Origin of the sequence: Nodularia spumigena CCY9414, assembly GCF_000340565.2 — a bacterium.
GTDB classification, from domain to species: Bacteria; Cyanobacteriota; Cyanobacteriia; order Cyanobacteriales; family Nostocaceae; genus Nodularia; species Nodularia spumigena.
This window is the reverse complement of the sequence record NZ_CP007203.1, coordinates 5,146,133-5,159,014: the sequence shown is the minus strand read 5'-3', so window position 1 is coordinate 5,159,014 and position 12,882 is coordinate 5,146,133. Positions and strand designations below refer to the sequence as shown.

7 protein-coding genes and 1 pseudogene are annotated in these 12,882 nt (G+C 38.6%); 3 read left to right on the top strand and 5 right to left on the bottom strand.

Translation table 11 applies throughout. The features are described 5' to 3' along the window. The first annotated feature begins 489 nt into the window (after positions 1-489). The 3 genes from NSP_RS22280 (at position 490) to NSP_RS22270 (ending at position 4,239) form a co-directional block, all read left to right on the top strand. Entirely contained in the window at positions 490-1,182 is a 693-nt protein-coding gene (locus NSP_RS22280) for an acyltransferase (RefSeq protein ID WP_006197770.1), read from the top strand. 269 nt (positions 1,183-1,451) lie between these two features. Next, positions 1,452-1,568 (top strand): photosystem II reaction center protein I, encoded by a 117-nt coding sequence (locus NSP_RS24610; RefSeq protein ID WP_071839357.1) that lies wholly within the window; start codon positions 1,452-1,454, stop codon positions 1,566-1,568. A gap of 163 nt (positions 1,569-1,731) precedes the next feature. Then, a complete protein-coding gene (locus NSP_RS22270) occupies positions 1,732-4,239 on the top strand; it encodes a DUF3769 domain-containing protein (RefSeq protein ID WP_006197768.1) in 2,508 nt (835 codons plus the stop codon). Here the strand turns inward: NSP_RS22270 and NSP_RS22265 are convergent. The 5 genes and pseudogenes from NSP_RS22265 to NSP_RS22245 all read right to left on the bottom strand — a co-directional run bounded on the left by NSP_RS22265 (position 4,202) and on the right by NSP_RS22245 (position 12,882). Next, positions 4,202-5,722, bottom strand: a complete 1,521-nt coding sequence (locus NSP_RS22265; protein WP_006197767.1) for a hybrid sensor histidine kinase/response regulator — start codon at positions 5,720-5,722, stop codon at positions 4,202-4,204. The two genes, NSP_RS22270 and NSP_RS22265, sit on opposite strands and share 38 nt — an antisense overlap. Positions 5,723-5,729: 7 nt before the next feature. Beyond that, positions 5,730-7,331 (bottom strand): annotated as a pseudogene (locus NSP_RS22260) (sensor histidine kinase); the annotation flags it as partial. A 470-nt stretch (positions 7,332-7,801) separates the two neighbouring features. Next, a complete protein-coding gene (locus NSP_RS22255) occupies positions 7,802-8,578 on the bottom strand; it encodes an SDR family NAD(P)-dependent oxidoreductase (RefSeq protein ID WP_042203226.1) in 777 nt (258 codons plus the stop codon). 47 nt (positions 8,579-8,625) lie between these two features. After that, entirely contained in the window at positions 8,626-9,585 is a 960-nt protein-coding gene (locus NSP_RS22250; protein ID WP_017804432.1) for a glycosyltransferase family 4 protein, read from the bottom strand. 24 nt (positions 9,586-9,609) lie between these two features. After that, positions 9,610-12,882: a non-ribosomal peptide synthetase gene (locus tag NSP_RS22245; protein WP_006198520.1), complete on the bottom strand. Its 3,273-nt coding sequence runs from the start codon at positions 12,880-12,882 to the stop codon at positions 9,610-9,612.

Here is a 12,882-nt window from a genome sequence, read left to right as displayed (position 1 = left end):
AGGCGAAAAATTAGATAACAGTAGTATATATATCGATTCAAATTCGCCAAAAAAGTACAATTGGCATATTTGACAACAACCAATTACCTAATTTAATACGTTGATGCTTGGCGCTGTAAATCACTGCGTATTCCTGTAGTAATCAGTCTAGTAAATAGCATAATTTTTACTTAACTGATACAAAAAAATAGGGAAAAAGTTTGAATGCTCCAAAGCCTTATTGTGCCGGAAAATCGAGTCACTGTTTCCCATGCTAATCAATCTGTCAAGATTTGGGTGGGATAATTCCTAAATTAGTCAAATTCAGGAAATAGGTTTCTATTTGCTTAGGAGACTAACTAATAATTAGGGAAATGTTTTGTATACCTGAACATCAAATTCATGAAGTTAATAATATCAGTATAAGTGCTACTACCAGAACACAGGATACATTTTCCATAAGCCTTCAATAGTTGTTTCAAGAACACTCAATAGCAGAGATATTTAATCATGAATAACAAACGATATGCGTCAAAATGGCAGCGATTACAAGAATTATTAATCACTACGTTGTTAGGAGATATTCCCACAATTGCCCTTGGTTCTAAACTGCGAAATCTGGTATATCCTCAGATTTTTTCTCGGATGGGTAGACAAATTTATATTCAAAACGGCGTGGAATTTTTGGGAGCTTCTGCCATTGAGATGGGGAATGGGGTACATATTTTTAAAGGTGTCCGCATGGATGGCCAAGGACACCCAAATAATAAAATTTATTTAGGCAATGGAGTAGCCATTGAGCGCTACGTTGATATTGGGTGTTTGGATGACACTTGCATATCCATTGATGATGAAACTTTTATTGCTCCTGATGTCTGTATTGCTGGGCCGGGAAACATCAGAATTGGTAAGCATTGTATGATAGCAGCCCATTCAGGAATATATGCCAATAGCCACAAATTTACAGATACAACAAAACCCATAAGACACCAAGGAGTGACTCGTAAGGGAATCGTGATTGAAGATGACTGTTGGCTAGGGCATGGGGTAACAGTGTTAGATGGTGTTACTATCGGTAAAGGCAGTGTGATTGGCGCAGGATCAGTTGTCAATAAAGATATTCCCCCTTACTCTGTGGCCGTAGGTGCGCCTGTACGAGTCATCAAAAGCCGAGGGAGCAAGGATTTGGTAGCATCAGCGTAGTAACTGTCTGATTGATGGGCAATGGTCTGGGTTGCGGTTGGGCGAGGAAAGATGGCAGACTGTGGAGAGCAAAAATAGCCCTGTCTGAAAACGGGAAACTTCCGTTGAGAGTAAACGTCTCTAGAGTAACGAGCAAAAAACATCTGAGGGGCATTGACAAGATTCATCTCAAAAAGGGACGAGATTTCGGTAATATAAAGTAGCTATATTTTCTGTATAGCAGATACTTAAAGAGCAAGTTTTTTCTCACACCCTTTGGAGATATTTCTATGGTGACTTTAAAAATCGCTGTTTATATTGTTGTTGCTACCTTCGTGGCTATCTTCGTCTTCGGATTTTTGTCAAACGATCCAGCTCGTAACCCCGGACGGCGGGACTCAGAATAGGATTACGATAAATTATCCACAACTGCCGGAAGACGGAAAACACCAAATCTCCTTCTCTTGGCAGCTTGCTATATTTAGGCAAAAAGCAAATGTCGGAAGGCGAAAGGTGTAATTCATCCTTCCGGCTATCAATTGGCTATTTGTTAGCTTGATTTGCCCTGATATGCTTCATCCAATTCCGCCACCAGCAACGCTTTCCATTGTCGAACCAGTACCATCGGCAAATTCTAGTCTCTATGCTAGGGATTCTCAGTTTCCCTCAGTTGTCACCAATCAGACTGATACTCAAGGCGACAAAAAAAAATCCCCGCCACTACAAAGAATTCCACAGATATCAAATGTGGGAGATGCTGAACCTGCTTTGGGTTTGTCAACACCCATCAACTCCACTAGGGATAACTTATCTGCTCAAACTCTAGCCACACCGAATACACCAAAAACCTTCCCGCCAGAATTTTCTCCTTTTACGGCCTCTAAGAGTGCTGCAAATTTGGGTAAATCCCAAACAGTTGGTTATTCCGGACAGCAGTTTGATGCGCCCACCACTACACCCAAGGCGCAAGTCGCAGCAGAAAAAGCAACTCCACAAGAGCCGGAAAGCAATATTCCTGTACAACAATTTCCCGATAGTATCAATATTTCTGTTGATCAACCCAATTATGTACCGAGTTCTCAACCAGTACAAAATACTCTAGAGTTTAAATCTCGTAACCGTAGCAACGAAACCTCTACGCCCTCAACTATAGAATTCAAATCACCTACCCCACAAGCTCAACAGCCTACACCTACGCCGCCAGCGAGACAGAGGACGATAGAAGTGATCTCTGATCGGCAGGAGTATGATGAACAACGGCGAATTATCACGGCGGAAGGTAATGTAGTGGTGCGATTTGATGGTTCTGTGGTGGATGCCGATCGCCTGCAAGTAAATTTAGATAATTTAATTGCTGTGGGTTCAGGTAATGTGGCCTTAACACGAGGGGATCAAGTATTGCGGGGAGAACGCTTTAACTATAATTTCATCCAAGACAACGGAGAAATCGAAAACGCCAGTGGGGAAATCTTCGTACCCTCAGCCCAAAGAGATTTAGCTTTTTCATCCACCGATGTTACACCAAGTGCAATTCAGCCTCCCCTGAGCGATGCTGTCAGAAGAAATCAGCCTCTTTCTGGAATCAGCAGCCCCGGTGGTATTAACTTTACATTAGGCGGTATTAACTTTACATTAGGTGGTACACAAGCGAGTAATTTACCCCAACTAGAAACAGGGGGTAAAGTTAGGCGATTGCGGTTTGAAGCTAAACGCATTGAGTTTTATCCAAGAGGCTGGCAAGGTTCGGATGTGCGGATTACTAACGACCCGTTTTCACCCCCAGAATTAGAGTTACGAGCCTCTCAAGTGACTTCCAAACGGGAGTCCCCTTTAGTAGAAACCATCACTACACGGGGACAGCGTTTAGTCTTTGACCAAAAAGTATCCTTACCAATTCCCGTAGATCGACAGACCATTGACCGTTTTGAACGGGAGGCTTCACCATTTATCGTTTCCCCCGGCTTTGATGGGGATAAACGGGGTGGTTTTTTTGTGGAGCGAAGTTTCACACCAGTCGATACCGAGGAGACTCGTTGGAGAATCACGCCCCAATTATTTGTGCAAAGAGCCTTACAAGAAGGCACAGATGATTTAGCCGGCTTATTTGGTGTGAAAACGAATTACAATGCAGTTTTAAACCCACGGGCAAAAATTGAAGGTTCTGGAGAATTAACCAGTCTTGACTTAAACAAAGTAGAAGACAATTTGCGGGGGAGTTTGCGAATGCGCCAGGAATTAGGCGATCGCAATCCCCACATATTAAATTTAGAATATAGCTATCGCGATCGCTTGTATAACGGTACTCTCGGTTTTCAAACTGTCCAGAGTAGTATTGGTGGTCTCATTAGCTCTCCTGTGATTACTTTAGGCAATACTGGCATTAACCTCAACTATCAGGCAGGTGTACAATATATCAATGCCAATACTGACCGCCTAGACTTATTAGAAGCAAACCGCACAAATGATCGAATTGCTCTCGGTCGCTTACAAGGAAGTGCTAGCCTCAGTAAGGGCTTTTTACTATGGCAGGGTAAACCATTACCACCTACCCCCACAGAGGGATTAAAATACACAGCAAACCCTGTAGTTCCTTACGTACAGACAATTGCCAGTGTCACAGGTACAAGCAGTTATTACACTAATAACGAAAATCAAAGTACCCTCACTGGTACAGTCGGCTTACTAGGGCAATTTGGTAATTTTTCTCGCCCCTATTTAGACTATACCGCCTTTAATGTCACTTATTCTCAAGGTTTAAATAGCGGTTTATCACCCTTTTTGTTTGACCGTTCCGTTGATAATAAAGTGCTAGGTGCTGGAATCTCACAGCAAATTTATGGGCCATTTCGTTTAGGCTTTCAAACAGCAGTTAACTTGGACACTGGTAAAGAAACTAGCACCGATTATATTTTAGAATATAGCCGCCGTACCTATGGAATCAGTTTGCGTTATAACCCAGTATTGGAATTAGGCGGTTTCAGCATCCGCATTAGTGACTTTAACTGGACTGGTGGTACAGATCCATTTTCTGGGAGAGAAGTTAAGCCTGTTGTGGATGGTGTGCAACAGAATAATTGAGGGGCAAAATTACTGTGAATGTTGTCCCAACACCAACTTGACTGGTAAAACTGATTTCACCTTGGTGAGCTTCAACGCACCTTTTAACAATCAATAACCCTAGTCCTGTACCCTGAATTGATTGCACATTGGAAGCGCGATAAAATGATTCAAACAGTCGCTTTTGATCTACTTCAGGAATGCCAATTCCTTGGTCTTGAACCCGCAAGATTACAATTTGTTCTCTGTAATCACAGTTTAAATCTACATGAATATTTTGATTTTGAGGAGAATACTTAACGGCGTTAGAAAGTAAATTAATCAATATGTAATTTAAGAGTTTTTCATCTATCAAAGCATCTGTGCATTTACTATGACAGGTAAATATAATTTCATGTCCACCATTGGTAACAAGAGAAAATTCTGCAATCACTTCTCTACAGAGTTGCTCCAAGTTTATTATATCAGGATGGCATTCAACTTTTCCTACATCTGACCTCCCCATGAACAAGACATCTTCCATTAATTGTTTCATGGATTCGACAGCACCTTTTATTCGTTTTAAGTAGGTGGTTTTTTTGGTTGCTGTTAAACTATCTCCTTGGATTTCTATGAGTTCTACTGCTGTTTGGATGACAGTCAGGGGATTACGAAAATCATGAGAAACTGTAGATATAAATAGGGATTTAAGATGATTGAGTTCGCGCTCTTGATTCAAGGCTCGCTCTAGAAATTCTGTTTGACGACGTTCACTGAGATCCCAGAAAACAACCACGACACCATCTATCTGATTAGGTCGTCGCATTATGGGTGAAGCACTATCCCCAATGGGAACTTTTTTGCCATCTTTGGTAATCAGAGATGTGAATTCCCCTAAATAAACAACTTTTTGATCTCTGAGGACTTTTAGGACTGGGTTTTCTAGTGCAGCTTCTGTAATTTCATCGACAATATTAAAAATTATTGTTATGTCTTTTCCCTGAGCATCTGCTTGTTTCCAGCCAGTCAGCAATTCAGCCGCAGGATTCATGAATGTTACTTTTGCTTGCTCATTGGTAGCAATTACAGCATCGCTCATTGAGTTTAAAAGCGTGGCTAATTTATCTCGATTCTCTCGCAGATCCTGTTCTAGTTGGTGTTTTAATAAACCGATTTCAACAGCTATTCTTAAATCTTTAGAAGTAAATGGTTTAACTACATATCCAAAGGGTTGAGTGAGTTTTGCACGTTGTAAAGTCTTGTCGTCACCATAAGCTGTGAGGAAAATTACGGGAATATCTAACTGCTCACGAATACTAGCAGCAGCTGTAATCCCATCCATATTACCTTTGAGGATAATATCCATTAAAACCAGTTGTGGCTTAGTTTCTAATGCTTTGGCGATCGCCACCTCTCCCGAAGACGCTTTACCTGTAACCGTGTACCCTAACTGATTAAGTTGATTGGCAATGGTTCTGGCTACAATCACTTCATCTTCAACGACTAAAATTCTCACTTTATCCATTAGAAATTTATTGATGCAATGTTAAATTGGGAAATTGGATTTTAAATACTGTGCCATGATCACGTTCTACATTAATGCTGCCTTCTAGTTGTTCTGTCACCAAGTCATAAACTAATGAGAGGCCTAAAGAATCAGTACTACTCCAATCTAAGTTATCTGGTAACCCAACGCCATTATCTTGAATAAGCATCTCAATGTCGTTATCAATATTACGTAACTCAATAGTAATTTTACCTTTTTTTTGACCAGGAAAAGCGTGTTTGAGAGAATTTGATAATAATTCATTGATCACCAGCCCACAGCCGATAGCTTGATCAATATCCAAATTTACTGCATCTATATTAGTTTCTAGGGAAATCTTCCCTGGTTCTATTTGATAAGAAATTAGGATACTGGTGACTAGATTTTGTACATAGTCAACAACATCCAGTTTACCGATATTGGGTGAAATGTATAAGTTCTTGTGAATCAGAGAAATGGAGTCAATGCGGTTTTGGCTATCTTGGAAGACTCGGCTGATTTCTGGATCTTTGAGGGTTTGAGACTGGAGTTGTAAGAGACTTGATACAATTTGTAAGTTATTTTTGACGCGATGATGAACTTCTTTTAATAGAACTTCTTTTTCTACTAATGCAGCTCTTAAGTTCATTTCGGCTTTTTGTCTCTCAGCCAATTCATTCTGAGCTTGTTGAAATATGCTTGATTGTTGAATAGCGATCGCAATTTGCACTGTCAGTTGATCCAGCAAATCCAATTGATGATCTTCCCAATTGCGCTGACTAGAGCATTGGTGCGCCACCAACAAACCCCACAAACATGAGCCAGTATTTTCTTCATCTATTTTGAGCAGAATCGGCACAACTAAATTAGCTTGAACTTCAAACTGTTCTAATAAGTGAAGATGACAATCAGTCAATCCAGCTTCGTAAATATTAGCGATCGCCCGCTTGCGTCCTTGGTGATACTCTACACCTCCACCCGTCTGAAAACAGGTATCTTCAATTTTTACCCCTAACGCCACTGTCCATCCTTGTCCCACAGATTCGGCGACAATAGTACCGCTCATATCTGGGGCGAACTGATAAACTACAACTCGATCAACCCTGAGTAAATTCCGCACTTCTTCAACTGTCGTATTCAGAATCTCTTGTAGATTTAAAGATTGTCGAATTCGTTGAGCTACAGTTCGCATCAATTGTTCACGTTCAGCCTGAGCTTTAAAAGCTAGTTCAGCTTGCTTGCGTTCTGTAATGTCGGAGAACACAGCTAATATTGCCGATTCACCATTAAAATTTAAATATTGAAGTGATGCGATCGCCCAGAAATAACTTCCGTCGGCTCTCTTAAGTAAAAGTTCATAATTTTGCACTGAGTCATGTTGGATAAGCGCTGCTAAAATTGCTTTTCTCTGAGTCGGATCATAGTATAAATCTGAAACTGAACGATTAGCTAAATCCTCTGACAAACAACCAAATGTTTGGAGCAATTCTGGATTAGCATATAAAATTAACCCGTCAGATAAGCGTGAAATAATTAATGGCACAGGAATGGCTTGGGAAATTGCTCTAAACCTAGCTTCATTTTCCTGAATATTCTTATCTATTTTTTTAGCTCCTTTATATTTCGGGTTTATTGTATTTTTTATGTTATACTAAAAACCCAGGAGACAGGTAACAGTAAAAATTTTTTAGTTTTCTAGGTTTTTAATAATAGTAATAATCATTCTCCTTTCCTCTTTTAAGTTAAGAATCATTTCTATAGGAATTCGGTTTGATTTATGAATCTTTCGTAGAGGCAGGGAACAGGGAACACCGAAAGAAGGGTTTCAGTATGTACTGGGTCTTGTTCAATAATCAAATAGGAGTCCTATATATCTTTTTCTGAGCATAATCCTACTCGCCCTGATAAAATTAAGTGAGTTTCTAATTTATTCAGGACTTACGCAATAATTGCCAAAAATCTTGATTTATCGTTCGCTCTGAGTTCTCGTGATCAAAACGTGAATATTTTCCTCTATCTTACCCCCTTTTTTTTCCTTAACCGAGCAGTATTGAAAATTGTCCTATTCCCTACAGTTAATTAAATCGCACTGTAACCACCATCTACCATTAAAATTGTACCTGTAACATAGGCCGCAGCTTCAGAAGCTAGGAAAATTACTGGACCAACTAATTCTTGTGGTTCACCTCTTCTTTTCATGGGAATAACTCTTTTTAAATGTTCTTGATCTTGTTCTGAAGGTAAACGGAATTGTTCTGTTCCTTCCATAATATTATTGATATATCCAGGGGCAAAAGCATTCACACGAATGTTATAATTTGCCCATTCTACAGCAAGGGATTTAACTAACTGATTTACACCCCCTTTAGCCGCAGTATAAGCCGCAGAATCAGCAATCCCAATCACACCTGCTATGGAGGAGTTCATAATAATTGAACCACCTGTACCTTGTGCAATCATTTGTTTAGCTGCTAACTGAACACAATTAAAATACCCCTTCAAATCAACATTAATAATTGCATCCCATTCATCTTCTTCTAAAGCAATTAAAGGTTTGAGAATATCAATTCCCGCATTACAAACCAAAATATCTAAACGGTTGTAATAATTAACAGTTTGTTGAATTAAATTTTGGCAATCTCCACGCTTAGTTACATCAGTATGAAATGCTACGGCTTCTCCACCAGCATCTTGAATGATTTCCACTGTTGCTTCTGCTTCAGCCTGTTTAATATCGGCAACTACTACTTTTACACCTGCATCGGCTAATCCTTGGGCGATCGCTTTGCCAATTCCCCTAGCTGCACCTGTAATAATAGCTACTTTACCCGTTAAATCAAAAAGGTCATTTTTCATTGCTTTTCCTTGTAAAGGATACATTATTTTCTACTTCTAGAAAGCGGCTATAAATCTTGATATAACTTAAAAAGTTTTTCACTAATGCGCTCCCAAGTAAAATTTTCTACAACTTTTTGTCTACCGGCTTTACCCATTTCTTGACAGAGATTTTCATCTTTCAATAAACACAAAATCGCCTCCGCTAAAGCATGAGAATTACCCCTTTCAACCAACAAACCGGTTTTTCCTTCATCTACTAATTCTGGGAAAGCACCCCCATCAGTTGCAATCACGGGTAACTCCACAGACATAGCTTCTACAATTGGCATTCCAAATGGTTCATTCCACACAGATGGAAATATAAAAATATCTGTTTCTTGATAATATTTAATTAAATCTTGGTAATTAACTGCTCCCAAAAAAGATACGGAATTAGCAGCAGTGGGAGAAATTATATTTTTTAATTGTGATAAATATTTACCTTGATCAATACGAATTCTATCAGTTACATAATTGCTACACCCAATTACTAGATCAGCTTGATTAACTTGCTTTTCCATCATTGCCTGATCGTAATAGCTTAACCACTCAGTCTGTGCGTGTAAAACAATTTTGGCTTGAGGATTAAAAAAGCGCACTAAACTAACAGTTTGTGAAACAGCAATAATATGTACAATTTCACATTTTTTAGCTTTTAAATTCCTAGCAACTTGCCAGTAAAACCCGAAATAATAGAGAATAGAATGACAGAAAGGACGTAGAGAATGAGAAATTTTCCATTCATCCAATTTTTCTAAAATAGTAGATATGATTTTATCTGGGCAAAATTCAGGTATTCCCCGATAAGTAATACCATCCTCAGAGTATTCTAACTCCAGGGAGTGGGGAACTTTAGAACCATAGAATAGAACTTCATTATTAGCAGCAGCTAAACGCAGTCCTAATTGATAAGCAATTATGGCTAATGAACCAATCTTGGGAGGTTCAGCATAACCAAATGGATAACTAAAAAAAGCAATTTTCATTTTTTTATCTCCTGAGATATTAATTTACTGTTGTGCTAACATTGCTTGCACTTGTTCCGGTGAAAGTTGAGAAATTTCTTGGATAGTTCTCGAAATTTCATCAATAATTTGTTCTCCACCTACTAATTCTCCCAGTACAGTTGCTAATTCTCCGATAGTGGGATAATTAAACAAATGACGGACAGTAATATCTAATTCGTAAGTTTTATGAATCTGACCAATTAATTGTATGGCTTTGAGCGAATGTCCTCCTAAATAAAAGAAATTATCATCTATTCCTATACGTTCTATTCCTAACACTTCTGACCAAATTTCTGCTAATAATTCCTGGGTTGGATTTTGTGGTGCGATGTAGTTTTGATTTAACTCTGGTCTGTCATGATTAGGAATTGGTAAAACTTTGCGGTTAACTTTGCCATTGGGACTCAAAGGAAAAGATTCCATTTGTACAAATGCGGAAGGAATCATATAATCTGGCAATTGTGCAGCTAAGAATTTTCTCAACTCTGAAGCAGTAACCGTTTGTCCAACTACAGGAATAAAATACGCCGCTAGAAATTTTTCTTTAGCATTTTCTCCATGAGTAGTGGTAACTGCTTGGCTAATTTGAGGATGTTTACTTAAAATTGCTTCTAATTCACCTAAATCAACCCGATAACCGCGAATTTTTACCACATCATCTATTCGTCCTAAAAACTCAATATTTCCATCTGGTAAATATCTGACTAAATCTCCAGTTTTGTACAGACGATGATAGGGAAATTGACCAAAAGGATTAGAGATAAATTTCTCATTTGTTAACTCTGAACGGTTAAAATATCCTCTGGCTAAACCATAACCACTAACGTATAATTCTCCTACAATTCCTACGGGTACAGGTTGCAAATTCTTGTCCAAAATATAAACTTTGACATTGACAGCCGCTTGACCAATTGGTGCATAAATTGGCCATTTTTCTGGATTTTGGTCAAATGCGTAAGCTGTGACTAAATCTGCTTCTGTTGGTCCATAGAAATTATACAAACGACAATTTGGCAACTGTTTAAATAACTCTATCATTGGTTGAGTAATTTGTAATTGTTCACCGGCCGCACAAATTTCTCGTAAATTTTGTAAAAGTTCTGGTTGTTGTCCATAAACTTCCGCTAATTGTTGTAATAAACTCACAGGAAGAATGACTTTTTGAATAGGATGATTTGCCCATAATTGCACTAACTTATCTAAATCTAAACGGGTTTCTTCAGGAATCATGTAGAGAGTTCCACCAGTACCCCAAGCGGCGGCTATTTCGTGATAACTGACATCAAAACTCAACGGTGCAAATTGTAAAACACCTACACCACAAGCCATTTTTGCTAAGTGATGTTCAATTAAATTTGTAATGGAATAATGAGGAACTGCAATTCCTTTGGGTTTACCTGTAGAACCGGAACTATAAACTATATAGGCTAAGTTTTCTGATGTAATTTGAGTAGTTGGGTTAGTTTTTGATTCTAAACTAATTTCTGTCCATTCCTGTTCTAAAATCAACCGATGATGAGGAAAATCACATTTTAATAAAGCTTGTAAATTTGTTTGAGTAATCAGAACAGGGACTTGAGTATCTTGTAAAATTAACTCTAACCTTTCTGGGGGATAGCTAGGATCAAGAGGTACACAAACGCCACCAGCTTTGAGAATTGCTAAAATAGCGATCGCTACTTCTAAACCTCTCTCTAAACACAAACCTACAGGTACATCTGCACCTACTCCTAATTTTTGCAAATAATGAGCTAATTGATTTGCGCGATCGCTCAATTCCTGATAAGTTAATTGTTGTTGATTAAATACCAAAGCTACAGCATCAGGTGTTTTTTCTGCTTGTTTAATAACTAATTCATGTAGACTCGCTGACAGAGGATTTTCTGCTTCCGTTTGATTCCAATCTCTGAGTATTAATCTCTCTTCTTCCGAAGTTAACAGTGGTAACTCTCCGGGTAAACCATGAGGATTAGCCGTAATTCCCAGTAAAATAGTTTGCAGATGACCGGCTATTCTCTTGATGGTATCTTCAGAAAAGCGATCGCTGGCATAAATCAATGTTAGCTGCAATTCCTCTTCAGGAATCACCATCAAGGTCAAAGGATAATCAGCGTTTCCAGTATCTCTCGTTGAACCAATTTGTAAATCATCAATTCCTGACAGTTCTTTATAAACTGGTAAATTTTCAAACACCACAAAACTTTCAAATAGAGATTCACCAGGCTGCAAATCGCTCCAGGCTTGAATTTCTACCAGTGGACTATATGCGTATTCTTCCCGTTCAAGTTGCTTTTCTTGTAGCTGTTTTAACCAGGGTAATATTTCTGTGTGGGGAAGTTGCGATCGCACAGGTAAAGTATTCACAAACAACCCTACCATTGATTGTACACCCGATAAAGTCGCAGGACGACCCGCCACAGTTGCACCAAAAACTACATCAGACTCCCCACTATAACGACTTAATAATATTCCCCAAGCAGCTTGTACTAAAGTGAAAACCGTTAAATAATTTGTTTGAGCAAAATTCCTGATAGTTGCTGTTGCTTCTTTAGATAGAGAAAAATATTGATGATCATAAGTTTTACTGGGATTTTCATTTTTTCCTTTCACCTTATCCACAACTAGAGGTGTAGGTGAACTAAACCCTTGTAAAGTTTTTCGCCAATATTTCTCAGCTTCTCCTAAATCTTGCTGTTGCAACCAAGCAATATAATCTCGATAAGGACGAGGAGTTACTAAATTCAACTCTTCACCCTTACATATCGCCTGATAAAACAGCCAAACCTCCTGTTCTAATACCGATAAACTCCAACCATCAGCCAGAATATGATGCACACTAAAAATAAAATCATAACTCTCATCAGTCATTCTGATCAGAGTAAATCGCAATAAAGGAGCTTTATCCAGTGCAAAATATTTCTCACGGTCAGATTGACGAAAACTATCTAATTGACTCTTTTTTTCTTCAGAAGATAAAGATCGCCAATCTAAATTTACCCAAGGAACATTAACTTGTTTTTGTACTACTTGTAAAGGTTGTTTGCGGTTTTTCCACACAAACACAGTCCGCAAAGCTGGATGCCGTTCTATTACCTTGCGCCAAGCTTGCTCAAAAGCTAATATATCTAAATTACCTTTTAAACTAATGGAAATTTGTGATAAATAAGCCTTGGATTCAGGATTATATAAACTATGAAACAACATCCCCTGCTGCATTGGTGACAAGGGATAAATAGCTTCAATATTTTTGTTACTCGCCTTTTGTGCAACTACCAT

What these genes read in the sequence shown, in the direction of transcription:
- NSP_RS22280 (WP_006197770.1), top strand. Translation starts at nt 490, where the DNA reads ATGAATAACAAACGATATGCGTCAAAATGGCAGCGATTACAAGAATTA.
- NSP_RS24610 (WP_071839357.1), top strand. Translation starts at nt 1,452, where the DNA reads ATGGTGACTTTAAAAATCGCTGTTTATATTGTTGTTGCTACCTTCGTG.
- NSP_RS22270 (WP_006197768.1), top strand. Translation starts at nt 1,732, where the DNA reads ATGCTTCATCCAATTCCGCCACCAGCAACGCTTTCCATTGTCGAACCA.
- NSP_RS22265 (WP_006197767.1), bottom strand. Translation starts at nt 5,722, where the DNA reads ATGGATAAAGTGAGAATTTTAGTCGTTGAAGATGAAGTGATTGTAGCC.
- NSP_RS22255 (WP_042203226.1), bottom strand. Translation starts at nt 8,578, where the DNA reads ATGAAAAATGACCTTTTTGATTTAACGGGTAAAGTAGCTATTATTACA.
- NSP_RS22250 (WP_017804432.1), bottom strand. Translation starts at nt 9,585, where the DNA reads ATGAAAATTGCTTTTTTTAGTTATCCATTTGGTTATGCTGAACCTCCC.
- NSP_RS22245 (WP_006198520.1), bottom strand. Translation starts at nt 12,882, where the DNA reads ATGGTAGTTGCACAAAAGGCGAGTAACAAAAATATTGAAGCTATTTAT.